The sequence below is a fragment of the Paraburkholderia sp. BL6665CI2N2 genome, assembly GCF_004366535.1.
GTDB lineage: Bacteria > Pseudomonadota > Gammaproteobacteria > Burkholderiales > Burkholderiaceae > Paraburkholderia.
Map to the genome: position 1 here is coordinate 5,707,693 of NZ_SORC01000001.1, position 23,638 is coordinate 5,731,330.

Consider the following 23,638-nt stretch of genomic DNA (forward strand, 5'->3'; position numbering starts at 1 on the left):
CTGTCGTGACCACGGGAGAAGCATTTATCGCGCCACTGTTGGCTCGAAAGCCGTGCCGTACACCTCGCTAGCGGCTTCCCGCAAGGCTTCCAGCACAACCGAGGCCGCCGGCGAAAGCAGGTGCGACTGGCGCGTGATGATACCGAATGTATCCATCCTGCACGGTAAATCGATCGGTATCCGCTTCAGAACGCCATACTGTTGGTACTGACGCGCCACTTCGTCGGGTAAAACAGCCAACATGTCGCTTTGGAGCAGCAGGCTCGAAATCGCCAGAAAATTGTTGGTATTGACCACGTTTTGCGGCGGATTCAACCCGATTTGCGAAAACATCAGATCAAATCGATGGCGCAAAACGCTGCCCGGAGGATGTAAAACCCAGCTGGCATTGACGATTCCGCGCAGTGTCAAACCTGTCTCATTTTCGAGATGATGGCCGGGACGCGCCACCACGCAAAGCGGCTCGTCGGCGAGCGGTTCGTAGCGAACTTCAGTGTTGAACTGATTCTGCCGCTCCAGTACGCGGCCGATCATGATGTCCAGTTCGCCTTCCGCCAGTCGCGGCAGCATCACATCCGAAGTTTCGACCTCTGCCCAGATTTGCAGTTGCGGATAGCGTTCTTTCACACTGGCAATCGCGCGCGGCACCATGGTTGCCGCGGCCGCCGCGATCACGCCGATCCGCACTTGCCCCGCCAGCCCCGCGCGCAACGCCGAAATTTCGTCGTGCGCATGACTCAGGTTCGACAGCACCATGCGCGCATGACGGATCATCACCTCGCCGTACAACGTGGCATGCATGCCGTGCGGCGTGCGGTCGAACAGGCTTACTTCCAGCATGTCCTCGAGCTCTTTGAGCAGTCGCGACGCGGCGGGCTGGGTCATGCCGAGCACGTCGGCGGCGCGCCGGACGTTGCCTTCCTCTTCCATTGCCGCGAGCAATAGCAGTTGCCGCGTTTTGAGCCGCGCCCGCACGAACCAGTTCGAGTAGCTACGCGTCATGGTCTGTCTCCAGCCTGTTTCCGATTAGGCGGCTCAAACCACGAACCGCGAGCTCTGCCAAGGCAAGGCTCCATCATGCCATACCGGAATTGATATCAGAATGGCCTAAAAAGGGATTGGAAAGTTATTGGGACGGCTCATACCATTCGTGGACTTTCTGAGCTTCCTATGTGGCGCCTTCCCGTCGATGAACCGCGATCCGCTCGTTCCACTCGTTGCAAGCCCGTTTCGCCACTACATCAATGGCGGATGGGAGACGGGCGCGACCACGGGCGTCTCGCTCAATCCGTCGGACCTGGACGATCCGGTCGGCGAATATGTGCGAGCCGACGTGCGACAAACCGATATGGCCATCGAGGCCGCGCATGCAGCCTTCGGCGAATGGTCGCTTGGTTCGGCGCAGCGTCGCGCGGATGCGCTCGACGCCATCGGCAGCGAGATGCTCGCGCGCCGCGACGAACTGGGCCGGCTGCTGGCGCGTGAAGTCGGCAAAACGCTGCCCGACGCTTTGGTCGAGGCGACACGTGCCGGGCAGACCTTCAAACTGTGCGCGGCGGAAGCCTTGCGTGTCTTCACCGAGCCCGTCGCGTCGACGCGCGCCGGCGTCGAGATCGACGTAACGCGCGAACCGCTCGGCGTGGTCGGCATCATCGCTCCATGGAGCGCGCCGCTGGCGATTGCCGCCGCGAAGATCGGCGCCGCGCTCGCTCATGGCAATTGCGTCGTCTTCAAACCGGCCGAATCGACACCGGCTTGCGCGGCGGCGCTGGCCTCGATCATCAGCCGCGCCGGTTTGCCCGCGGGCGTGTTCAACCTCGTGATGGGCAGCGGCCGTCAGGTCGGCGCGCGGATTGCCGCGCATCCGCTGACGGCGGCCGTTAGCTTCACCGGTTCGGCGGAAACCGGCACGCGCGTGCTGCAAGCCGCCGTCGCTCGGCAGGCGCGCGTGCAACTTGAGATGGGCGGCAAGAATCCCTTCGTCGTATTGGCCGACGCCGATCTGGAAGGCGCCGTCGAAGCCGCCTTGAGCGGCGCCTATCGCTCGACGGGTCAGCGCAGCACCGCGGCGGCGCGGCTGATTGTCGAAGGTGCGGTGTTTGAACCGTTCGTGGACGCATTGCAGGCGAAGCTCGCGAGACTCTCGATCGATCATGCCTTGAAGCACGGCACAGACATGGGTCCCGTGGCCAACGCCGCGCAGCTGGAACGCAATCTCGACTATGTGCGCATCGGCCAGCAGGAAGGCGCGCAGTTGCTGCACGGCGGCCGCCAACTGGAGCGCGCGACACGCGGCTATTTTTTCGAACCGGCGCTGTTCGTCGGCGAACCGGAACATCGTGTCGCGCGGGAGGAAATCTTCGGCCCCGTCGCCGTCGTGCTGCGCGCGGACGACTACGATCACGCGCTGCATCTCGCGAACGACACCGCTTACGGCCTGTGCGCCGGCATTTGCACGCGCTCGCTCAATCGCGCGCGGCATTTCCGCCGTCATGTGCATAGCGGCCTCGTCACGATCAATCTGCCGACCACGGCCGTCGAGCGTCACGCGCCCGGCGGCGGCCGCAAAGCGTCCGCTTATGGCGCAACGGACGCGGCCTTCTGGAGCGCCGTGAAAACGGCGTACGTGGCGGGCTGATGGTCATGCGATCGCTTCACGTCACCATGCATTCCAACGTCCATCCGCGTCCCCGCTGACGCCGCCGTGCATCAACCGCTGCAATCAAATAAATCAACGCAGCTTTTTCAACTTCAGGAGACAGATATGACCAGCAAGCTTCGCCGTTTGACGCTAACCGCAATGGCGGCCGCCGCCCTCGCCGCGCCTTTTGCCATGCAACTTTCCGCGCACGCGGACGCGCCGCTCAAAGTCGGCTTCCTCGTGAAGATGCCGGAACAGGCATGGTTCATCAACGAACAGAAAGCCGCTAGCGCGCTCGGCCAGAAGGACGGCTTCTCGGTGGTGAACATCGGCACGCCGGACGGTGAAAAAGTGCTGGCCGCGATCGACAACCTCGGCGCGCAAGGCGCCAAAGGCTTCGTGATCTGCGCACCCGACGTGCGTCTCGGACCGGCAATCCAGGCGCGCGCCAAGCGCTACAACATGAAGTTCGTCACCGTCGACGATCAACTGGTCGACTCGACCGGCAAGCCGCTGGCGAACGTGCCGCATCTGGGCATGTCCGCGTTCAAGATCGGCAATCAGGTCGGCACCGCTATTGCCGAAGAGATGAAGCGCCGCGGCTGGAAGCCGGAAGAAGTCGGCGCGCTGCGCATCACGAACTACGAATTGCCGACCGCGAAACTGCGTACCGACGGCGCGACACAATCGCTTATCGCCGGCGGCTTCAAGAAGGAAAACATCTTCGACGCCCCGCAAAAGACGACCGATGACGAAGGCGGCTTCAACGCGTCGTCGCCGGTGCTCGCGCAGCATCCGAACATCAAGAAGTGGGTGATCTTCGCGCTCAATGAGGAAAGCGTGCTGGGCGGCGTACGCGCGACCGAGCAGTTGCATATTCCGGCTGCGGACGTGATCGGCGTCGGCATCAACGGCGCGGGCGAAGCGTTCGCCGAATTCCAGAAGAAGGAACCGACGGGCTTCTACGGCACGATCGCCGTGAGCTCGACGATGCACGGCAAGGAAAGCACGGAGAACCTCGTCGAGTGGATCAAGGACGGTAAGCAGCCGCCCGCCGATACGCAGACCACCGGCAAGCTGATGGTGCGCAGCAACTGGCAGGACGTGCGCAAAGAACTCGGTATTTAAGCGGGATTCGAGTTTGCATGCTGCGGGCCATCTCGCTCACGCGAGAGCGGCCCGCATAGGTTGTTCACCAGCTTGAGGTTTTTTTGATGACGTCCCCACACATCGATCCCCACACCGCCGAAGCGGCGCCCTCGCCCGCGCTCGCGTCCACCGAGCCGTATCTGCGGCTCGACGGGATCACCGTGCGCTTTCCCGGCGTGCTCGCGCTCGACCAGGTGTCGCTCGACGTGCGGCGCGGCGAAGTGCACGGCTTGATGGGCGAGAACGGCGCCGGCAAATCGACGCTGCTCAAGGTGTTGTCCGGCGTGAATCAGCCGGCGGCGGGCACCCTGTCGCTCGATGGCGTCGAACAGCAATTCATCACGACCAAGGCCGCGATTGCCGCGGGCGTGGCAATCATCTATCAGGAACTGCATCTCGTGCCGGAACTGACGGTTGCGGAAAACCTGATGCTCGGCGCCCTGCCCAATCGTTTCGGAATACTGGACGAAAAAGCGCTGGTAGCGCGCGCCGTGCGCGAGCTGGAACGGCTCGGCGAAAAGATCGATCCGTCGCAGCAAGTAAAGAATCTCTCGATCGGTCAGCGGCAAATGATCGAAATCGGCAAGGCGCTGATGCGCGACGCGCGCGTGATCGCGTTCGACGAACCGACCAGTTCGCTGTCCTCGCGTGAGACGACGCAACTGTTCCGGATCATTCGTGCGTTGAAGGCCGAAGGCCGCGCGATCATCTACGTCACGCATCGGATGGATGAAGTCTACGAGCTGTGCGATCGCGTGACGGTGTTTCGCGATGGCCGCCGCATCGATACGTTCGAAGCGGGCGAAGGACTCGACCGTGATCGCCTGATCAGCTGCATGGTGGGCCGTTCGATCGCCGACGTGTACGGCTATCGCTCGCGCGACCTTGGCGACGTGCAACTCGACGTCAAGGAATTGATGGGACGTGGCCTGCGTGAACCGGCTTCTTTCGCCGCACGCAAAGGCGAAATCGTCGGCTTCTTCGGACTCGTAGGCGCGGGGCGCTCAGAGTTGATGAAGCTCATCTACGGCGCGGTCAAACCCGCAGCCGGCGAGATCACGCTCAAAGGCAAGCGCGTGCGTTTTGCCACGCCGCGCGACGCCGTGCGCGCGGGCGTCGCGCTCTGTCCGGAAGATCGCAAGCAGGAAGGCATCGTTTCGATCGCGTCGGTATCGGACAACCTCAACATCAGCTGCCGACGCCATTTCAGCCGCTTCAACGTGCTCAACGGGCGCAAGGAAGCGCAGACCGCCAAAGAGTTCATCGGCAAGCTTGCGATCAAAACGCGTAATGGCGACACGCCGATCGGCACGCTCTCCGGCGGCAATCAGCAGAAGGTGATTCTGTCGCGCTGGCTCGCCGAAGACATCGACGTGTTCCTGATGGACGAACCCACGCGCGGCATCGACGTCGGCGCGCGCAGCGAGATTTATGGGCTGCTGTATGGGCTCGCCGAAGCGGGCCGCACGGTGATCGTCGTGTCGAGCGATCTCGCCGAAGTGATCGGCGTGGCGGACCGCGTGATCGTGATGAAGGAAGGCCGCATCGTTGGCGATCTGCCTAAAGCGCAGGCCACGCCGGATGCGCTCATCAAGCTCGCCCTGCCCCGCTGACCTCAGCCGCATACGCACGAGAACACGAAGCCAACTGAATCGAATCGCGTCATAGAAACGGAATAAACACCATGCAGACACCCTCAACCGATTCCTCGACCCCAGCCGTCGCCTCAGCGGGCCTGAGCGCGCGCGCCGCGCGCACCTGGGACCTGATCAACAAGTCCGGCATCGTGATGGTGTTCGTGATTCTGTTCGCGGCTTTGTCGTTTACCGTGCCGGATTTTCTAAGCTCGCGAAACATCCAGGGCTTGCTGCTCTCCGTCACGCTGATCGGCTCGATCTCCGTGACGATGATGTTCGTGCTTGCGCTCGGCGAAGTCGATTTGTCGGTGGCGTCGATTGTCGCGTTCGCGGGCGTGGTGGCGTCCACCTTGATCACCGCGACGCATAGCGTGATGCTCGGCGTCGCGGCCGGCGTGCTCGCGGGCGGCGCGGTCGGACTCGTCAACGGCGTGCTGGTCGCGCGCTACAAGATCAACTCGCTGATCGTCACGCTGGCCATGATGGAGGTTGTGCGCGGCCTCGCCTACATCACCTCGAATGGCGACGCCGTGATGATCTCCGAAGAGCGTTTCTTCGACCTCGGCGGCGGCGCGTTCCTCGGCATTTCGTATCCGATCTGGAGCAACATCGTCGGCTTCGTGCTGTTCGGCTTTTTGCTGAAGAAAACCGTGTTCGGCAAGAACGTGCTGGCCGTCGGCGGCAATAGCGAGGCAGCGTTGCTGGCGGGCTTGCCGGTGACGCGGATCAAGATCACAGTGTTCGTATTGCAGGGCCTCGTCACCGGGTTTGCAGGCGTGATGCTTGCGTCGCGTATGAGTCTGGGAGATCCGAAGACCTCGGTCGGCCTCGAACTCGGCGTGATTTCCGCGTGCGTGCTCGGCGGCGTGTCGCTCACGGGCGGCGTCGCGACGATTTCCGGTGTGCTGGTCGGCGTGCTGATCATGGGCTCGGTGCAGGACGCCATGAGCCTGCTCAACGTGCCGACCTTTTACCAATACCTGATTCGCGGCGGGATTCTGCTGCTCGCGGTGCTGTTCGATCAGTTCCGCCGCAGTAAGCGCGTGCACTGACGCGCGCCCCGCCCCCCACGTTTGTCAACAGGAGATTTCATGGCTGATTCGAACCAGACTAAAAAGCCGCTACGCAGCCAGGCGTGGTTCGGCCTCAAGGACCGCGACGGTTTTCTACATCGCTCGTGGATGAAAAACCAGGGCATCCCGCACGACGAATTCGACGGGCGCCCCGTGATCGGCATTTGCAATACGTGGTCGGAACTCACGCCGTGCAACGCGCATTTTCGCGAACTCGCGGAGTACGTGAAAAAAGGCGTGCACGAAGCGGGCGGCTTGCCGCTCGAGTTTCCGGTGATGTCGCTTGGCGAGACCAATTTGCGGCCTACCGCGATGCTGTTTCGCAACCTCGCCTCCATGGACGTCGAGGAGTCGATTCGCGGCAATCCCATGGACGGCGTGATTCTGCTGGTCGGGTGCGACAAGACCACGCCCGCGCTGTTGATGGGCGCGGCGTCGTGCAATCTGCCCGCGCTGGCAGTATCCGGCGGCCCGATGCTCAATGGCCGGTTTCGCGGCAAGAATATCGGCTCCGGCACGGGCGTCTGGCAGATGTCCGAGGAAGTGCGCGCCGGCACGATGACGCAGGAAGAATTCACCGAAGCCGAGTCGTGCATGAACCGCTCGCGCGGCCACTGCATGACCATGGGCACGGCCTCGACCATGGCCTCGATGGTCGAATCGCTCGGCATGGGTTTGCCGCACAACGCGGCGATTCCCGCGGTCGATGCGCGCCGCCAGGTGCTCGCGCATCTCGCGGGCCGGCGCATCGTCGACATGGTTCGCGAGGATCTGACGATGGACAAGATCCTCACGCGCCAGGCCTTTGAAAACGCGATCCGCACGAATGCGGCGATCGGCGGCTCGACCAATGCGGTCGTCCATCTGATTGCGCTGGCCAAGCGCATTGGCGTGGAGTTGTCGCTTGAAGACTGGGAGCTGGGTTCGAATGTGCCGTGTCTCGTGAACCTGCAACCGTCCGGCGAATATCTGATGGAGGACTTTTACTACGCGGGCGGTTTGCCGGCGGTGTTGAAGCAACTCGGCGAACAAGGCCTGCTGCATCGCGATGCGCTGACCGTGAACGGCAAGACCATCTGGGACAACGTGCGCAACGCGCCGAATCACGACGAGAAAGTCATCACGATGTTCGCCGAACCGTTCAAGCCGAAGGCCGGCATCGCGGTGCTCAAGGGCAACCTTGCGCCGAATGGCGCTGTGATCAAGCCGTCGGCGGCCACCGCGGCATTGCTCAAGCATCGCGGGCGCGCAGTGGTGTTCGAGAACATCGAGGAATTGCACGCGAAGATCGATGACGAGTCGCTCGACATCGACGAGCATTGCATCATGGTTCTAAAAGGCGCGGGCCCGAAGGGTTACCCGGGCTTTGCGGAAGTCGGCAATATGCCGCTCCCGAAAAAGGTGCTGCAAAAGGGCATCACCGACATGGTCCGCATCTCGGACGGCCGCATGAGCGGTACGGCATACGGCTCGGTGGTGCTGCATGTGTCGCCGGAAGCGGCGGCGGGCGGCCCGCTCGCGTTCGTGCAGACCGGCGACATGATCGAACTGGACGTCGAAGCACGCCGCTTGCATCTCGACGTCACCGACGAAGAGCTCGCGCGCCGCCGCGCCGCATGGAAGGCGCCAGAGGCGCCCAAACGCGGCTACTACAAGCTTTACGTCGAACACGTGCTGCAAGCGGATCAGGGCGCGGATCTCGACTTCCTGGTCGGATCGAGCGGCGCGCCGGTGCCACGCGACTCACACTGACCGGCGCGTTATGAGCTGACGGTTGTTCCCTGCGCTTTGCGAGAAGGCGTGCTGCCGATGCGGATTCAGACGATCCGCATCGGCTTTTTTCTGTCCATTCGAAAGCGGGGCTATAGCGTGCAAATAAAATCGGCCGGGCATTAATGCCCAGCCGATTTTTAACTCACAGGTTCACCACCTCCGGCTTATCGAGTCAGAGGACGGAGGCGCACGCGTGCAAAATCACGTTCCGGCATTTCGCCGGAATGAACGCGCTCAGCCTATTGCTTGATGAACCGATCGTTTGCCCAGAGGCCTTGCGTATCGCTATTACCCGAATTCACGAATTCGATGTCGTGTCCCACTACGCGGACGACGCGGAAACTCGAGTTTTCCGGTGTCGAAACACATTGGTATCCGGAGAAAAATTCCTGCATCTTTTGCTGTTCACCAGCTTGCGCATGCTGGTCGGCGGCGTCGAGTTTATCCTTCGACAGGCAGCCATATGCGTTGGCCTTGAACTGGATAGTCTGCTGCGGCTTGATCATGACGTCTTGCGCCTGAACAGTAGCGGCGGCCAATCCCGCAATGGCGAAAACAACGGCGATTCGCATTTTCATATTTTCCTCCGGTGCGGGTGGATACTCAGGTTAGCTATGTATTTAACTTTAACTTTGAACCCGCATCTTGCACTTTAGGAGAACGCGAGAGAACGACAAGCACATCTTGTGTGCGGTCGCAACAGCGGCGAATTGTCGCACCGTCTCTTGTGCCTGCCTGATCGGTAAGCACTGGCCTAAATAGCGTTGATTACGATGGATAACTAAACGCCTAACAGGCCACGCCGCTTTCACCAGTAACGCTTTGCGGCGCGTATTCGCGTAAACGAGCAGCCGCATTTAAATGTTTTGCGAAAGTTAGTCAAAAGACTTGGTGCATTGCACACAAAGTCATTCAACCGACTAACGGAAATTACGAAATAACGGTGTATTTGCAGAAGATAAACGGTGCCAGACGAGAAAGCAGGCGCGCGGCGCTGTGTTATCCGGCAGCGCTGCGTGGTCGCAACGTCACTCGACGCGCCGATTGGCCTCGAAAAACTCAGACTGGAACATGCACATACGCAAGGCGTTGTGATAGGTGCCATTGCCGAAAAATTCCTCGATGAGTTCGGCCTCGTGCCTGAAGCCGCACTTTTCGTAGACGTGGATCGCCGCGGTATTCGACTTGTCGACGATTAAATAGACCTTGCGCAGATTCAGCACGGAAAACGCATAGTCCGTGGCGAGCTGGGTGGCAAGCGTGGCGTAGCCGCGGCCCTGCGCATGCGGCGCGATGATGATCTGAAACTCGCCGCGTCGATGAATGTAGTCCAACTCGATCAGTTCGACCACGCCGACGGTCTGCCCCTCGTTGTCGATCGCCACAAAGCGCCGTTCGCGCAAGTCGTGCACGTGCTGGTCGTAAAGCTGGGTCAGTTCGGAGAAGGTTTCGTACGGCTCCTCGAACCAGTAACGCATGATTTTCGCGTTGTTGTTCACTTCGTGGACGAAGCGCAGATCGGTGCGCTCAAGGGGGCGCAAGGTGAGTTCGCTGCTGCGTTCAGTCGTCATTGGATTCCCCTTGAGAATTGTTGGTTTGAATGCGCGCGGTTCGTACAGGCAAACACGCTTTCCAGTTAGTCAGGAAGCGGGGCAGGGAGTTCTTACACGCGCTCGCACGCCGTCGACACTTTTTCGGTAAGTCAGGCGTCAAGTGGGTCAGGCGAGACCACGGTGTCGCGGTGTCGCAGGTCCGGTGTCCGGTTCGATCGCGACGATTACGAGGCGCGGGACGATACAGGTACGCGCGGTGCTCTACAATGAAATCATGCTCCTGCGATCGGAGGCCACCGTGATCGAGCACTTGATATTGGGCGTTTTTCTGGTCATTCCGCTACTCATCGTCGCCTTTCTTTTCTCCGACGAGTTGTGGCAAGAACACCGCCATCTGCACGAGATGCGGCCCATGCATGTGAGGCCGCGCCGCATCGACTGGCGGCATCCGCTGCGCCGCTCGCGGGATCGTCTGTAACGGCGGTTTCAGCCGCTTTTACCCATGTTACGGCGCATAAGCTAACCGTGCGGACGACGAGGCGAGTCGCCCTCAGTCCGCACGCCAATGCGAGCGGATGCGTTTGGCCAGCGCTTCGAGCGTGTCCGCGTCGGCGACATCGCGCGCATGCATGCGCAGTGGCTGACCTTCCCAGCGCGGGATCACATGAAAGTGGACATGCGGCACCGTTTGCCCCGCAGCGGCGCCATTGAATTGTCCGATGAACACGCCGTCCGGCCGCAACGCAGCGCGAACCGCGATCGCAAGCTTCTGTGTCATGCGCATGCAGGCCACCGTCGAGGCATCCGACAACTCGAAAATCTCCGCAGCGGCCTCCTTCGGCACCACCAGCAGATGGCCGTCGGCTTGTGGCATCAAGTCCATGAAGGCGAGGGCGGCATCGGTTTCGGCCACCTTGATGCAGGGTAGTTCGCCGCGCAGAATCCTTGCGAAGGGATTGCTGTCGTCGTAGTTCATCGCGTTCCTCTCATCGTGGAAGGTCATATCGGTTAAAGCGCTGTTGCCGGTATTGTCCCTCGCCTGTGTTACAGCACGCCCACACGCGCTGCGCGTTTGATCGCCTGCGGCGGTTGGCCAAAGGCGCGCAGAAAGGCGCGCCGCATCCGTTCGGTATCGACGAAACCCGTTTCCGCCGCTACCGCCTCCATGGAATGGCGGCCCGCTTCCAGCATGGCGCGCGCGGCCTCGACGCGCAATGCCTCGATGGCTTTGGCCGGCGATTGGCGGGTTTCGTCGCGAAAAGCGCGGCTGAACTGGCGTGGGCTGAGATGCGCGACGTCGGCGAGTTGCTCGACCGTCAACGGTTCGCGCAGATGGCTTTTGGCGTACGAGAGCGCGTTCTGAATGCGGTCGGATTTCGGCTCCAGGTCCAGCATGGCCGAAAACTGCGACTGCCCGCCGGTACGGCGATGGTACACAACGAGCTTTTTGGCGATCGCGCGCGACACGTCCGCGCCGAGATCGTTTTCAACGAGCGCCAGACACAGATCGATGCACGCGGTCATGCCGGCCGACGTCCATACCGAACCGTCGACGATAAAAATGCGGTCTTCATCCACGCGCGTCTGCGGAAAGCGCTGTTGCAGATCGCGGGCGTGAAACCAGTGGGTGGTCGCGTGGCGGCCGTCGAGAATCCCGGCCTCGGCCAGCACGAACGCGCCCGTGCAAATGCTCGTGGTGCGCCGCGCCGCGCCGAGCACCTCGTGCAGAAACGCCAGCAATCCCGGCGACGACGGCGCGATCTGCATCGCGCCGGTAACCACTACGGTGTCGTATGCCGGGTCGCCGAACGGCCGGGTGGCGATCTCCACGCCCGCCGAGCTGCGCACCATGCCGCCATGCTCGGAAATGATCTCTACCTCGTATTCAGGCTGGCCGGCCTCAAGGTTGGCCAGTTCGAAGATCGAGACCGCCACCATATCGAGGATCTGGAAGCCGGGAAAAACCACCACGCCGACATGTCTCATCGCAATGTCCTAAAACGAGGTAAATACGACATTTGAGACACAAGGCTACGCGCCTAAACTTGCCTCGTCAACACCGCAATGCCGCACACAACGGCGCGGCGGCGGAGTTTCCCAGGTTTCCCCATTCACTTATCGGACAGGGCAGAGGCGCGACGCGCCACGCCCGCAAGGAGAGATTCAAATGGCAACGCAAACGGGCAAAGGAACGGCATTGGTGACGGGCGCATCGTCGGGTATCGGCGCTGTGTATGCGGATCGCCTCGCGCGGCGCGGCTACGATCTGATTCTGGTGGCGCGCGACGTGCAGCGGCTGAACGGTCTGGCCGAACGTCTGACATCGCAAACCGGCCGCCACGTCGAGACGATCGGCGCGGACTTGACCGTCAAAGCCGACGTGCGCCGCATCGAAGAACGGCTGCGCGCGGACCGTGGCATCACGATGCTGGTCAACAACGCGGGCGTCGGCGCGACCGCCCCGCTGATCGATTCCGACGTGGACGAGCTCGAAAAAATGATCGACCTGAACGTGACCGCGCTTACGCGCCTGACGGCGGCGGTCGTGCCGGGTCTGGTGGAGCGGGGCAACGGCATCGTGATCAATATTGCGTCGATCGTCGCGTTATCGCCTGAACTGTTGAACGGCACTTACAGCGGCACCAAGGCCTATGTGCTCAACCTGACGCAGTCGCTGCATCACGAAGTGGGCGGCAAGGGCGTGCAACTGCAGGCGGTGTTGCCGGGCGCCACCAGCACGGCGTTCTGGGACCGTGCGGGTCTCGCGGTCGAACATCTGCCGCAGCAGATCGTAATGACCGCCGAAGACATGGTGGACGCCGCGTTGGCCGGCCTCGACCAGGGCGAACTGGTGACGATTCCGTCGTTGCCGGACGTGGCGGATTGGGAGCGCTTCAACAGCGCGCGCCAGCACCTGCAGCCGAACCTGTCGCATAAGGTGCCGGCTGCACGCTACACGCGCGGCGCTGCTTCCGCGTAAAGCCAGGCGGACTGTAAGCGCCTTCAGCGCCAGTCGGTCGACACGTCGTCGGGATCGATCAACGTCAATCCCGACGACGGCAACGGCAGCGCCGTCTTGTAACGCACCTGTTTGAGCGCAAAGCTCGAGCGGATATTGGAAATGCCCGGAATCTTGGTCAGATGATCGACGATGAAGCGCTCCAGCGTCTGCATATCCGGCATGACCACGCGCAGCAGATAGTCGGCGTCGCCCGTCATCAGATAGCACTCCATCACCTCGGGGCGCTCCGAAATCGCCTGCTCGAAACGCTGCAGCGCGTCTTCCACCTGCTTTTCCAGACTCACCTGAATGAACACGTTGATGCGCAGCCCGAGCGGCTCCGGATTCAGCAACGTGACCTGCTGCTTGAAGAGGCCGAGCTTTTCGAGCGCCCGCACGCGGTTGAAGCACGGCGTGGGCGACAGGTTCACTGAGCGCGCCAGATCCGCATTGGTGATGCGCGCGTTCTGCTGCAACTGGCTCAGGATGCCGATGTCGATGCGGTCCAGCCGTCTGGGTGGCGTAATCATAGATGAAATATTCTGTCGTCGTGGGGAAATCCGGAATAAATAGCCTATCGCAGCACGGGATCACAAGCAAATGAGACGCTCATTTTGTGAGCACATGGCTACCATTGACTCACTCGATCTTGAGCCGAACGCGTCGATGCGGGAGTGGTGCCATGACGGATTTGTCCAGCGGTAGCGAGCAGTTGCGGTTATCCAATCCACAACGCGTTGAAAGCGCGGAGCAGGCGGATGCGGATCCGCAAGAAACCGCCGAATGGCTGGAAGCGCTCGATGCGGTCGTCGCGCACGTCGGTCGCGACCGCGCGCAGTTCCTGTTCGACAAGCTTGCGAGCCATGCGCTGTCGCTGGGTGTCGAATCGGCGCGCACCAACGTCACGCCGTACCAGAACACGATCCCGTTCGAGCAGCAGCCGCGCTATCCGGGCAATCTCGAACTCGAGGAACGGCTTGCCGCCGCGCTGCGCTGGAATGCTTTGGCGATGGTGGTGCGCGCGAACCAGGCTTATGGCGAACTCGGCGGTCATATCGCCAGTTATGCGTCGGCGGCGGATCTGTTCGAGGTCGGCTTCAACCATTTCTTCCGGGCAGCGGCGCCAGGTGGCGAGGAGGGCACGGGCGACCTCGTGTATTTCCAGCCGCATTCGTCGCCGGGTGTGTATGCGCGGGCTTACCTCGAAGGGTTTTTAAGCGAGCAGCATTTGCAGCACTATCGCCGCGAGATCGGCGGGCCGGGCTTGTGCTCGTATCCGCATCCGTGGCTGATGCCGGACTTCTGGCAGTTCCCGACCGGCTCGATGGGCATCGGCCCGATCAACGCGATTTATCAAGCGCGTTTCATGCGCTATCTCGCCAATCGCGGCCTCGTGCAAACGGAAGGCCGCAAGGTGTGGGGCTTTTTCGGCGACGGCGAAATGGACGAGCCGGAATCGACCGGCGCGCTCTCGCTGGCCGCGCGCGAGGGGCTCGACAACCTCGTCTTCGTGATCAACTGCAATCTGCAGCGGCTCGACGGGCCGGTGCGCAGCAACGGCCGCATCATCGATGAACTGGAAGCGCACTTCATCGGCGCCGGCTGGAATGTGATCAAGGTGATCTGGGGTTCGGACTGGGACGCGCTGTTCTCGCGCGACCGCACGGGCGCCTTGCTGCGCGCCTTCGCGCATACCGTCGACGGCCAGTTCCAGACCTTCTCCGCCAACGACGGCGCGTACAACCGCGAACGCTTCTTCGGCCAGAACCCGGAGCTTGTCGCGCTCGCGGCGCAACTGAGCGATGACGACATCGACCGCCTGCGCCGCGGTGGCCACGACGTGCGCAAACTGCACGCGGCCTACGCGAAGGCACTCGATCACCGCGGCCAGCCGACGGTGATTCTCGCGAAGACGATGAAGGGCTTCGGCATGGGCACTTCGGGCCAGGGCCGCATGACCACGCATCAGCAAAAGAAGCTGGGCTTCGACGACCTCAAGGCGTTTCGCGATCGCTTCCGCCTGCCGCTCACCGACGAGGACGTCGAACAGGTGAAGTTTTACAAACCCGCGGAAGACAGCCCGGAAATGCAATACCTGCATGCACGCCGGGCGGCTCTCGGAGGCTATCTGCCCAGAAGGCGGAGAGTTGCATCGAAGGGGCTGACCGTCCCGCCGGTGTCCTCCTGGGGGCAATTTGCGCTGGACTCGAACGGCCGCGAGATGTCCACGACCATGGCGCTGGTCCGCATGCTGACCGCGCTGCTCAAGGACCGGGATGTCGGTCCGCGCGTGGTGCCGATCGTCGCTGACGAAGCGCGCACTTTCGGCATGGCGAACATGTTCCGTCAGGTCGGCATTTATTCGCCGCTCGGGCAGTTGTACGAGCCGGAAGATCTCGGCTCCATGCTTTACTACCGCGAGGACACCAAAGGCCAGATTCTGGAGGAGGGCATTTCGGAAGCGGGCGCGGTGTCGTCATGGATCGCGGCGGCGACGTCGTACAGCGTCCACGATCTGCCGATGCTGCCGTTCTACATCTACTACTCGATGTTCGGCTTCCAGCGCATCGGCGACCTGATCTGGGCCGCCGCGGATCAGCGTGCGCGCGGCTTCCTGATTGGCGCGACCTCGGGCAAGACGACGCTCGGCGGCGAGGGGCTGCAGCACCAGGACGGCACGAGCCATCTGGCGGCGTCGACGATTCCGAATTGCCGCGCTTACGATCCTGCGTTCGCATACGAGGTTGCCGCGATCGTCGACGAAGGCATGCGCGAGATGGTCGAGCAGCAGCGCGACGTGTTCTATTACGTCACGGTGATGAACGAAAACTACGCGCAGCCTGCGGTGCCTGGCGGCGACTTGCAGGCGCTGCGCGAAGGAATTCTCAAAGGCATCTATCCGCTGGTGAAGCATGCTGAGGAGCAGGAGAGCAAGCAGGCTCAGCTGCAATTGCTCGGCGCGGGCGCGATTCTCGGCGAAGTGATCGCGGCGCAGCAGATGTTGAAAGACGACTGGCAGATCGACGCCGCCGTGTGGAGCGTAACGAGCTTCACCGAATTGCAGCGCGACGGCATGGCGGCGGAACGGCTCGCGCGTCTCGGCGAAGCGAGCGCGGCGCCGTATGTCACGCAAGCGCTCAATGCATCGCAAGGTCCGATCATCGCCGCGACCGACTACGTACGCGCCGTGCCGGAGCTGATTCGCGCGTACGTGCCGCGTCGCTATGTGACGCTCGGCACGGATGGTTTCGGCCGCAGCGATACACGTCAGGCGTTGCGTGAGTTTTTCGAAGTGGATCGCAAGTCGATTGTGATCGCCGCGCTGAAGGCGCTGGTGGACGAGGGCGCAATCGATACAAGCGTGCTTGTCGAAGCACGCGGCAAGTACCTCGGCGATGCGTCGGTCGGCGCCGGGTCGTGGCAATGCTAAAGAAGCACACGCATTAGAAACCGCCGAACGCACCGCCAGCGCTACCGCTACCGCTACTGCCGCAAATGAAAACGCGCCCTGCACATGGGCGCGTTTTCATTGCACGCTGGTAGAACCGCATGCAAACAATCAATCACTTACCGCAACCTGATTCTTCCCATCCCGCTTCGCACGATACAGGCCGACGTCCGCCGCTTCGATCAGCTTCGTTACCGGCTCGGTGACCGTCGGCACCAGCGTCGCCGCGCCGATGCTGATCGTCACGACGCCGGTCGCGGAGCCCGCATGCGGGATCGCCAGCCCTTCGATTGCAATGCGGATCTTCTCCGCGAGCAGACGCAAGCCGCCGGCCGACGTGCCCGGCACCACCACCGCGAACTCTTCGCCACCGAAGCGCGCCGCGAGATCCGCCGAGCGTCCGAGGCACGATTCGAGGGTATGCGCGACCGTCTTGAGCACTTCATCGCCGGCAACGTGCCCGTAGGTATCGTTGTAAGCCTTGAAGTTATCCACATCGATCATCAGAAAACCGAGGCCGGTTTTGTCGCGTGTACTGCGACGCCATTCGGCGGCCAGATATTGATCGAGGTAACGGCGATTCGACAGGCCCGTCAGGCCGTCCGAATGCGTGAGCCGTTGCAATTCCAGATTCGTCGCGAGCAATTGCTGTTGCGATTGACGCAGCGCCTGGTAGGCCTCGTCGCGTTGAATCAGGTTCAGATACGAGCGCGAGTGATAGCGGATACGCGCGATCAGCTCGATGCGGTCCGGCAGCTTCACCAGATAATCGTTGGCGCCGGCGGCGAAGGCCGCGCTTTTCACGAGCGGCTCTTCCTTGGTCGACAACACGATGATCGGAATATCGCGCGTGGCCGGATTCTGCCGGTATTGGCGCACGAGGGTGAGGCCGTCGGTGCCGGGCATCACGAGGTCCTGAAGGATCACCGTCGCGCGCGTTTCCGCGGCGCTGCGCAGTGCTTCTTCGGGCGATGCGCAGTAGTGAAAGTCGACGCTCGGTTCGTCGGCCAGCGCCTGGCGGATCGCTTCGGCGATGATCGCCTGATCGTCGACCAGCAACACCATGATCGGGCACTCGGCTGCGGGCGGATTACCGAGGATGCGCGCGAGAGCGTCATCGATCGCGAGATTGGGGGCGTCCACCGCGTCCGACGCGAAATCCTGCGCGGCGGCGTTCTGATGCGGTTTAGGAGTGTCCATGTTGTTCGGCCAGAATGAATGTGAGTGAATCGAAACGGCTCATAAGTGGCGAGTGCGTGTTCAGCGCGCGTTGACGGCCGTCGCGAGCGCGCCGGCAATGCGCGGCAACGGTAGGATTGCGGAGGCGGCGTCGAGCGCCGCGGCCGCTTTCGGCATGCCGTAAACGGCGCTGGTCGCTTCGTCCTGCGCGATCGTGTGATAGCCCTTGGTGCGCATCGCCTTGAGTCCGATCGCGCCGTCGCGGCCCATGCCGGTCAGCAGCACGCCGACCGCGCGCGTCGGCCAGCGCGCCACCACGCTATGAAAGAACACGTCCACGGAAGGCCGGTAAGGCGTCTCTTCCGGTATCCGCGTGTAGCCAAGTGTGTCGGGCAGTTTGAGATGCAGATGGTCGTCGGTGGCGGCGAGCAGCGCGACGCCCGCTTGCGGGCGGTCGCCGTCGCGCGCGATCCGCACCGGCAGCGCCGATTGCTGGTTCAGCCAGTCCGCCATGCCGGCGGCAAATGCCGCGTCGACGTGCTGCACGATGACGATAGCCGCCGCAAAATCCTTCGGCAGGCCGGCGAGCAGCGTGGCAAGCGCCGCCGGTCCGCCCGCCGATGCGCCGATCGCCACCAGCGGCGTGTCGCGATTCGTCGCGCAGGCGGGCGTTGCCGCGGCCGCCGCGCCGGGCGCATTGCGTTCCTTGACGAGCGCCGCGATGCGATCGATCTTCGCGATCAGCGTGGCGATGCTCTTGTGCGCGTCGAGACCGCTCAGCGAAGGCGTGTCGACGGCGTCGAGCGCGCCCGCGCCCATCGCTTCATAGACGCGCCACGCGTTCGCGCCCACGTCGACGGTGACGATCAGAATCGCGCACGGCGCGCGCGCCATGATGCGCCGCGTCGCCTCGATGCCGTCGACGTTCGGCATCACCAGATCCATCAACACGATGTCGGGCCGCTGCGCGGTGCAGAAATCGACCGCCTGCTGGCCATCCTGCGCGATCCACAACACTTCATAGTCATGGCGCGCCGCGAGTGCGCGACGCAGCGCCTCGACGGCGAGCGGCATGTCGTTGACGATTCCGATTTTCATCCGTTTCTCCCCGGGACTAACCGTATGCTTCGCCGATCAGATCGCGCACCGCATCGAGCAGTGCCTCGTCATGAAAACTGCCTTTCGCCAGATAGTAGTCCGCGCCCGCGTTCAGTCCGGCGCGGCGGTCCTCCTCACGATCCTTGTACGAGACGATCATCACCGGTAGCGACTGCAACTGCGGATCGCGCTTGATGAGCGTGACGAGTTCGATGCCGTCCATGCGCGGCATGTCGATGTCGGTAATGACGAGGTCGAAGTGCTCGCCGCGCACGGCGTTCCAGCCGTCCATGCCGTCGACGGCGATCGTCACGTCGTAACCGCGCGTGGCCAGCAGCTTGCGTTCGAGCTCGCGCACGGTGAGCGAATCGTCGACCACCAGCACGCGGCGCGTGGCACGCTGAGCCGCACGCGCGACGCCATGTTGCGTGTGCTTCAGATCGCCACCCGCCACGAGCCGTTCGACGGAGCGCAGCCAGTCGTCCACGTCGGCGATCAGCACGGGATCGCCGTTCTCCATCAACGCGCCGGCGGTGATGTTGCGGATCTTGCCGAGGCGCGGATCGAGCGGCTGCACCACGAGCATGCGCTCGCCGAGAAAGCGGTCGACCACCACGCCGTAGGTTTGCGAGCCGTCGCCGATGACGATCATGCTGACGGTGCGACTTTCGTCCGCGGGCGGCGCGGCGTCGAGAATCTGATGCGCGGTGACGACGCCGATACGCCGGCCGGAAAAGGCGATGTGCTGATGCCCTTCGAGCCATTCGATCTGCGTACGATCCACGTGCAGCGTGCGGTTCACATGGGCCAGCGGCACCGCGTACGGCTCGCCCGCGACTTCGATCAGCAGGCTGCGGATCACCGAAAGCGTCAATGGCAACTGCAGTTGCACACGCGTGCCGAGGCCGGGTTCATGCGTGATTCGCACCGAGCCGCGCACGCGTTTGACGATGTCGTGCACCGCGTCGAGTCCGACCCCGCGGCCCGAGACTTCGGTTACCTGCTCGCGCAGCGAGAAGCCGGGCAGAAGCAGGAATTCCAGCAGCTCGGCTTCGGTTAGCCGCGCTACCGTTTCCTCGCCCGCGAGTTTCTTGCGCACGATCGACGCGCGCAAGGCGTCGAGATCGATGCCCGCGCCATCGTCGGAAACGGTGATGAGCAGTGCGCCGGCGGTGTGACGCGCGTCGAGCGTGAGCGTGCCTTCCTCCGGCTTGCCGCGCGCGAGGCGCACGGCGGGCGCTTCGATGCCGTGGTCGAGCGCGTTGCGCAGCATGTGGCCGAGCGGCGCTTCGAGCAGATCGAGTATGTCGCGATCCACTTGAGTCGATTCGCCGACCAGTTGCCAGCGCACTTTCTTGCCGAGCGAACGTGCGACGTCGCGCACCATTCGTGCGAGGCCGCTGGTACCGTCGCCGAACGGGCGCATGCGGCATTGCAGGGCGGCGTCGTAGAGTTGTTGCGATAGATGCGTCGAACGGCGGTCGAAGCTTTCCAGATCGGCAAGACGCTCGGCCAGCAAATGCTGCGATTCGGCGGTGAGGCGGCGCACTTCTTCGAGCGCGGCCTGCGCGCGCGGATCGAGCTTGAGGTCGGCGAGCGTTTCGTGCAGTTGATCCAGCGCGCGAGTGCCGTCGCGTTGGACGCGTTTGACACGCAGCATCGATTGCGCGAAGGGTTTCAGCCAGCGCGATTCGACCAGCGATTCGCCGGATAGCGAGAGCAGACGGTCGAGGTTGTCGGCACGCACGCGCAACATGCGGCCGGGTTCGGTGGTCGGTGGGATGGCTGTGCTGTTCGACGCGGACGGGGCGGCAAGCGGGGCGTCCTGCTTCTGCTCGGGTACGAGGGCGGCGTTGTCGTCTTGTGTAGCCGCTGGCGTAGCGTTGGCTGGTGCCGCTTCAGCGCGCAGTGCATTGGCTAGCTCGTCGAATACGGCGTCGGGGTTCGGCTGTGGGGTCGGGATGGCCCGCGTGCCTTCGGCGCGTAGTGCGCGGGCTAAATCGTTGAACGCGGCGTCAGGGTCCGGGACCGCATTTGCACTGGCAACAATGGCAGGCGGCTCGGCGACCGCAGCGGTCGCCGGCGGCGTAGAGTCTCGCAGCATCGCCGCGCCATGCGGCGGCACACTTGCCATACGTGCCTGCAATGCCGCCACACACGCGCCGACCCCGTCGCGAGCCGACTCGTCTTCGTCGTTGCCGATGCGCGCGACGATATCCACCCCGCGCAGCAACTCGTCGATCCAGGCCGCGTCGAGCAACGCACGCCCTTCCTGCGCGGCGACGAAGCAATCCTCCATCGCATGCGCAAGTTCGACACCAACCTGCACGCCGACAATGCGCGCGGCGCCCTTCAACGAATGCGCGGCGCGCATGCAGGCCTCGAGCGCGGCGGCATCGCGCGGCGCGCGGTCGAGGGCGAGCAGGCCGTCGTTGAGCACGCGCGCCTGGGTCCGCGCTTCTTCGCGGAACAGATCGATCAGCGACGGGCGGCGTGGGTCGTCCGTCATCCGAGACTCCGGTTCAAGGTGTCGAAGAGCGCGTCGGCGTCGAGCAGGCCGACGCTCATGCCGCGCCACGGCGCGACTGCGCGCGTATGCGCAGCGGCGGCATGCGAGAGCGTGGCGGGCGGCGCGCATAAGCTGGCCGTCGCGATCCGGTGCACGCCGTCGACCTGATCCACCGGGAACACGGCGTGTTCCTCAGCGCGCGAGACAACGAGGAAACGCGGCAGATCGTGACGCGCGCGATCGTCGCGTGCGGCGGCGCCGGTTTCGAAGCCGAGCAGGTGCGCGAGCGACAGGCACACGAGCAACTCGCCCTGCACGTTCACTACGCCCAACACCGCGCGATGCTGCCGATGCGGCAACGTATGAATCGGCCGCGTCTGCACGATGCGTTTGAAGATCGGCGTGGGCAGCGCGAGCCATTCGTCGCCGATGCGAAAGACGAGGAACGATTCGCTCGCGCCTTGCGCATCCTGCTGCGGTCGTGCCCGCGCGCGCACGTCATGCTGCGAGAGATCCACCAGGGGAATCGGCCGTTCCAGCAGTTTGGCCGCGGCCGTTTCGAACACCGGGCAATTCAGGCAGCGCACGTACTCGACAAGACGCTCGCACGACGAGTCGCCGCGCACGCCGATGCGATTCCAGCAATCGTCGAAGCTCGCCGTCCGCGCATCAGCCACGTTGCGCTCCCTGCGCACGCGTCGCGCGTTGCATCAACAGGCGCGCACCGTTGCGGTCGCCCTCGAGTTCGAGCAAAGTCGCGAGATGCGCGAGCGCTTCCGCGTGCTGAGGATCGAGATACAGCGCCTTGCGATACTGGCTGCGTGCAAGGTTCGCGTCGCCGTTGGCATCCGCCAGAACGCCGAGCAGGTAAAACGCGTCGGCGTGCGGGGCGTGATGTTCCAGATAGGCATTGATCGCCGTGGCGGCTTCCGCGAGGCGGCCGGCGTCGGCCAGCGCGTGCGCGGCTCGCAACGTGTCGCGTGCCGCGTTGATTGGCGGCAACGGCGAGTTGTGTGCCGACGACGTGGCGGCGGGCATCGGCGTCTTGCGCGCGTGTGTCGCGACGTTGTCACGCGGTGTGAGCTGCGTTGCACCGCTGAACGGCGTACGCGCAACCGGATCGGGCCACGCGAAAGGCTCCGCGGAAAACACTGGCGGCGACGAGAGCGCGGGAACGTGCGAATGCGTCATCGCGAGTGCCGCGGCCGTAGCAAGCGGCGCGGTATGCCAGCTATTCCACTGCGTTTCCTCGGGCGCGCTGTGATGAAACGCGAAGGCCAGCGGGATCTTCGCGGACTGCATGCCGTAGCGCATCAGTAGCCCGGTTTCCGCAGGGCCGACGAACAGCGTGCCGTTTTCGGCCAGCACGCTGGTGAGCGCCTGCAAGGCTTTTTGTTGCGCGTCGCGATCGAAGTAAATCAGTACGTTCCGGCAGAACACGAAGTCGTAGACACCGAGCGACGACGCATCTAGCTGCATCAGATTGGCGCGCGAGAAACGCACCGTTTCGACGATGCGCGGAGCGAGACGCCAGCCGTCTTCAATGCGCGTGAAGTGCGCATCGCGAAACGGAAACGCATTGCCGCGAAACGAGTTGCGTCCGTAGACAGCGCGTTGTGCGACGGCGAGCGAGCGGTCGCTGATATCCATTGCGTCGATGCGCAACTGGGCGGCGTCAATGCCTGCGTCGAGCAGCGTCATCGCGATCGTGTACGGCTCTTCTCCGGTCGAGCAAGGCAGGCTCAGAACGCGCAGCGGCAACGCGTCGCCGCCCTTGGCGAGACGTTCATGCGCGAGTCGCGCGAGTGCCTTGAACGCTTCGGCGTCACGATAGAACCAGGTCTCCGGCACGACGACGGTTTCGATCAGCGCCTGCACCATTGAAGGTGAACCTTGCGCGGCTTCCCAATAGTCGTTGAGCGTGGCCTTGGCGTGGCCATCCGCGCACCACGCCGCCGCGCGCTGATCGACCGCGCGCTCGATCGCGCTATGGCCGAGCGATGCCGCATCGAGCCCGATCGTCCTATGCAACAGTTCGGCGAAGCGCCCGTAGAGCGGTGCGTTGTCGTGATGCGCGTTCATGCGTGCGCCTCGGGAAAGAGCAGCGCTTTGATGTCGTCCGGCAGCAGATGCTCAACGCGAATCCACTGCACGAGACCGCCCGCTTCGCTCGCGACCGGGCCGAGATAGCGCGCGTGCGGCATGTCGAGTCCGGCATCGTGAAACGCCGTCACGTCTAGTCGAATCGTGCGCGTCGCGCCTTCGAGCAGCAGCGCGAGCAGGCGCGTCGTGCCCGCATGCGGATAGCGTACCAGCACGACGCGTGTCGACATCAGTTGCGCGGCGGGACGGCCGAGCGCAAGCGCCGGCAGATCGATCAGCGGCAGCGGCGCGCCTTCGTGATCGAGCACGCCCGCGACCCACGACGGCGCGCCGGGGATCGTCTTCGGCGGTGACTGCGGCGTGAGCGGCATCAGACGCTCCACCTGCGTCGCGTCGATCACATACCGTTCGCTATCGAGCGTGAAGAGGATGAAGAGCATCGGCGTGTGCGAGAGCGATGGATGGGCGTGCGGG

At 63.3% G+C, this 23,638-nt stretch carries 20 protein-coding genes; 8 read left to right on the forward strand and 12 right to left on the reverse strand.

Annotated elements, in window-relative coordinates; genetic code table 11:
* Positions 1 to 24: 24 nt before the first annotated feature.
* Positions 25 to 1,002, reverse strand: a complete 978-nt coding sequence (locus tag B0G81_RS25640) for a LysR family transcriptional regulator (RefSeq protein WP_134138866.1) — start codon at positions 1,000 to 1,002, stop codon at positions 25 to 27.
* Between the two features lie 187 nt (positions 1,003 to 1,189).
* On the opposite strand from B0G81_RS25640, the gene B0G81_RS25645 reads away from it, so the two are divergent.
* The 5 genes from B0G81_RS25645 (at position 1,190) to B0G81_RS25665 (ending at position 8,252) form a co-directional block, all read left to right on the forward strand.
* On the forward strand, positions 1,190 to 2,638 hold the full coding sequence (locus tag B0G81_RS25645; RefSeq protein WP_134138870.1) for an aldehyde dehydrogenase family protein: 1,449 nt from the start codon (positions 1,190 to 1,192) through the stop codon (positions 2,636 to 2,638).
* Between the two features lie 126 nt (positions 2,639 to 2,764).
* Positions 2,765 to 3,769 (forward strand): arabinose ABC transporter substrate-binding protein, encoded by a 1,005-nt coding sequence (locus B0G81_RS25650; RefSeq protein ID WP_116118602.1) that lies wholly within the window; start codon positions 2,765 to 2,767, stop codon positions 3,767 to 3,769.
* Between the two features lie 86 nt (positions 3,770 to 3,855).
* Positions 3,856 to 5,403 (forward strand): L-arabinose ABC transporter ATP-binding protein AraG, encoded by a 1,548-nt coding sequence (araG, locus tag B0G81_RS25655; RefSeq protein ID WP_134138873.1) that lies wholly within the window; start codon positions 3,856 to 3,858, stop codon positions 5,401 to 5,403.
* Positions 5,404 to 5,474: 71 nt separating this feature from the next.
* Entirely contained in the window at positions 5,475 to 6,479 is a 1,005-nt protein-coding gene (gene araH, locus B0G81_RS25660; protein ID WP_106284922.1) for an L-arabinose ABC transporter permease AraH, read from the forward strand.
* A 39-nt stretch (positions 6,480 to 6,518) separates the two neighbouring features.
* The gene (locus tag B0G81_RS25665; RefSeq protein ID WP_116118604.1) at positions 6,519 to 8,252 is read left to right on the forward strand and encodes an IlvD/Edd family dehydratase; all 1,734 of its coding nucleotides are present in this window, start codon (positions 6,519 to 6,521) and stop codon (positions 8,250 to 8,252) included.
* A gap of 260 nt (positions 8,253 to 8,512) precedes the next feature.
* Here B0G81_RS25665 and B0G81_RS25670 read toward each other — a convergent pair whose 3' ends face one another.
* Together B0G81_RS25670 and speG are read right to left on the reverse strand one after the other, a co-directional pair.
* A complete protein-coding gene (locus B0G81_RS25670) occupies positions 8,513 to 8,851 on the reverse strand; it encodes a hypothetical protein (protein WP_012434866.1) in 339 nt (112 codons plus the stop codon).
* A gap of 450 nt (positions 8,852 to 9,301) precedes the next feature.
* Positions 9,302 to 9,844 (reverse strand): spermidine N1-acetyltransferase, encoded by a 543-nt coding sequence (speG, locus tag B0G81_RS25675; protein ID WP_134138876.1) that lies wholly within the window; start codon positions 9,842 to 9,844, stop codon positions 9,302 to 9,304.
* Between the two features lie 184 nt (positions 9,845 to 10,028).
* Here speG and B0G81_RS25680 point away from each other — a divergent pair, with 184 nt between their 5' ends.
* Positions 10,029 to 10,304 (forward strand): hypothetical protein, encoded by a 276-nt coding sequence (locus B0G81_RS25680; RefSeq protein WP_243856583.1) that lies wholly within the window; start codon positions 10,029 to 10,031, stop codon positions 10,302 to 10,304.
* Positions 10,305 to 10,376: 72 nt separating this feature from the next.
* Here the strand turns inward: B0G81_RS25680 and B0G81_RS25685 are convergent, their stop codons facing one another.
* Both B0G81_RS25685 and B0G81_RS25690 read right to left on the reverse strand, forming a co-directional pair.
* The gene (locus B0G81_RS25685) at positions 10,377 to 10,802 is read right to left on the reverse strand and encodes an HIT family protein (protein ID WP_106284957.1); all 426 of its coding nucleotides are present in this window, start codon (positions 10,800 to 10,802) and stop codon (positions 10,377 to 10,379) included.
* 68 nt (positions 10,803 to 10,870) lie between these two features.
* On the reverse strand, positions 10,871 to 11,812 hold the full coding sequence (locus B0G81_RS25690; protein WP_134138881.1) for a GlxA family transcriptional regulator: 942 nt from the start codon (positions 11,810 to 11,812) through the stop codon (positions 10,871 to 10,873).
* Between the two features lie 181 nt (positions 11,813 to 11,993).
* Here B0G81_RS25690 and B0G81_RS25695 point away from each other — a divergent pair, with 181 nt between their 5' ends.
* Entirely contained in the window at positions 11,994 to 12,806 is an 813-nt protein-coding gene (locus B0G81_RS25695; protein WP_134138886.1) for an SDR family oxidoreductase, read from the forward strand.
* 23 nt (positions 12,807 to 12,829) lie between these two features.
* Here the strand turns inward: B0G81_RS25695 and B0G81_RS25700 are convergent, their stop codons facing one another.
* Positions 12,830 to 13,357 (reverse strand): Lrp/AsnC family transcriptional regulator, encoded by a 528-nt coding sequence (locus B0G81_RS25700; protein WP_134138891.1) that lies wholly within the window; start codon positions 13,355 to 13,357, stop codon positions 12,830 to 12,832.
* A 152-nt stretch (positions 13,358 to 13,509) separates the two neighbouring features.
* On the opposite strand from B0G81_RS25700, the gene mdeB reads away from it, so the two are divergent.
* The gene (gene mdeB / locus B0G81_RS25705; protein ID WP_134138895.1) at positions 13,510 to 16,257 is read left to right on the forward strand and encodes an alpha-ketoglutarate dehydrogenase; all 2,748 of its coding nucleotides are present in this window, start codon (positions 13,510 to 13,512) and stop codon (positions 16,255 to 16,257) included.
* Between the two features lie 129 nt (positions 16,258 to 16,386).
* On the opposite strand, the gene B0G81_RS25710 is transcribed toward mdeB, so the two are convergent.
* Genes B0G81_RS25710 through B0G81_RS25735 form a run of 6 tightly spaced genes read right to left on the reverse strand, consistent with a single transcriptional unit; the run spans position 16,387 to position 23,604 of the window.
* A complete protein-coding gene (locus B0G81_RS25710; protein ID WP_134138897.1) occupies positions 16,387 to 17,475 on the reverse strand; it encodes a PleD family two-component system response regulator in 1,089 nt (362 codons plus the stop codon).
* Positions 17,476 to 17,535: 60 nt separating this feature from the next.
* Positions 17,536 to 18,552, reverse strand: a complete 1,017-nt coding sequence (locus B0G81_RS25715) for a chemotaxis response regulator protein-glutamate methylesterase (RefSeq protein ID WP_134138899.1) — start codon at positions 18,550 to 18,552, stop codon at positions 17,536 to 17,538.
* 16 nt (positions 18,553 to 18,568) lie between these two features.
* Positions 18,569 to 21,061 carry a hybrid sensor histidine kinase/response regulator gene (locus B0G81_RS25720; protein ID WP_134138902.1) on the reverse strand — a complete coding sequence of 831 codons (2,493 nt, stop codon included), beginning with the start codon at positions 21,059 to 21,061 and terminating at the stop codon, positions 18,569 to 18,571.
* Entirely contained in the window at positions 21,058 to 21,738 is a 681-nt protein-coding gene (locus tag B0G81_RS25725) for a chemotaxis protein CheW (protein ID WP_134138904.1), read from the reverse strand. The genes B0G81_RS25720 and B0G81_RS25725 overlap by 4 nt, the downstream gene beginning before the upstream one ends.
* Positions 21,731 to 23,143: a CheR family methyltransferase gene (locus tag B0G81_RS25730; RefSeq protein ID WP_134138908.1), complete on the reverse strand. Its 1,413-nt coding sequence runs from the start codon at positions 23,141 to 23,143 to the stop codon at positions 21,731 to 21,733. Before B0G81_RS25730 ends, B0G81_RS25725 begins: the two co-directional genes overlap by 8 nt.
* Positions 23,140 to 23,604, reverse strand: a complete 465-nt coding sequence (locus B0G81_RS25735; RefSeq protein ID WP_116118615.1) for a chemotaxis protein CheW — start codon at positions 23,602 to 23,604, stop codon at positions 23,140 to 23,142. Before B0G81_RS25735 ends, B0G81_RS25730 begins: the two co-directional genes overlap by 4 nt.
* Between the last annotated feature and the right edge of the window lie 34 nt (positions 23,605 to 23,638).

What these genes read in the sequence shown, in the direction of transcription:
- B0G81_RS25640 (WP_134138866.1), bottom strand. Translation starts at nt 1,002, where the DNA reads ATGACGCGTAGCTACTCGAACTGGTTCGTGCGGGCGCGGCTCAAAACG.
- B0G81_RS25645 (WP_134138870.1), top strand. Translation starts at nt 1,190, where the DNA reads ATGAACCGCGATCCGCTCGTTCCACTCGTTGCAAGCCCGTTTCGCCAC.
- B0G81_RS25650 (WP_116118602.1), top strand. Translation starts at nt 2,765, where the DNA reads ATGACCAGCAAGCTTCGCCGTTTGACGCTAACCGCAATGGCGGCCGCC.
- araG (WP_134138873.1), top strand. Translation starts at nt 3,856, where the DNA reads ATGACGTCCCCACACATCGATCCCCACACCGCCGAAGCGGCGCCCTCG.
- araH (WP_106284922.1), top strand. Translation starts at nt 5,475, where the DNA reads ATGCAGACACCCTCAACCGATTCCTCGACCCCAGCCGTCGCCTCAGCG.
- B0G81_RS25665 (WP_116118604.1), top strand. Translation starts at nt 6,519, where the DNA reads ATGGCTGATTCGAACCAGACTAAAAAGCCGCTACGCAGCCAGGCGTGG.
- B0G81_RS25670 (WP_012434866.1), bottom strand. Translation starts at nt 8,851, where the DNA reads ATGAAAATGCGAATCGCCGTTGTTTTCGCCATTGCGGGATTGGCCGCC.
- speG (WP_134138876.1), bottom strand. Translation starts at nt 9,844, where the DNA reads ATGACGACTGAACGCAGCAGCGAACTCACCTTGCGCCCCCTTGAGCGC.
- B0G81_RS25685 (WP_106284957.1), bottom strand. Translation starts at nt 10,802, where the DNA reads ATGAACTACGACGACAGCAATCCCTTCGCAAGGATTCTGCGCGGCGAA.
- B0G81_RS25690 (WP_134138881.1), bottom strand. Translation starts at nt 11,812, where the DNA reads ATGAGACATGTCGGCGTGGTGGTTTTTCCCGGCTTCCAGATCCTCGAT.
- B0G81_RS25695 (WP_134138886.1), top strand. Translation starts at nt 11,994, where the DNA reads ATGGCAACGCAAACGGGCAAAGGAACGGCATTGGTGACGGGCGCATCG.
- B0G81_RS25700 (WP_134138891.1), bottom strand. Translation starts at nt 13,357, where the DNA reads ATGATTACGCCACCCAGACGGCTGGACCGCATCGACATCGGCATCCTG.
- mdeB (WP_134138895.1), top strand. Translation starts at nt 13,510, where the DNA reads ATGACGGATTTGTCCAGCGGTAGCGAGCAGTTGCGGTTATCCAATCCA.
- B0G81_RS25710 (WP_134138897.1), bottom strand. Translation starts at nt 17,475, where the DNA reads ATGGACACTCCTAAACCGCATCAGAACGCCGCCGCGCAGGATTTCGCG.
- B0G81_RS25715 (WP_134138899.1), bottom strand. Translation starts at nt 18,552, where the DNA reads ATGAAAATCGGAATCGTCAACGACATGCCGCTCGCCGTCGAGGCGCTG.
- B0G81_RS25720 (WP_134138902.1), bottom strand. Translation starts at nt 21,061, where the DNA reads ATGACGGACGACCCACGCCGCCCGTCGCTGATCGATCTGTTCCGCGAA.
- B0G81_RS25730 (WP_134138908.1), bottom strand. Translation starts at nt 23,143, where the DNA reads ATGAACGCGCATCACGACAACGCACCGCTCTACGGGCGCTTCGCCGAA.
- B0G81_RS25735 (WP_116118615.1), bottom strand. Translation starts at nt 23,604, where the DNA reads ATGCTCTTCATCCTCTTCACGCTCGATAGCGAACGGTATGTGATCGAC.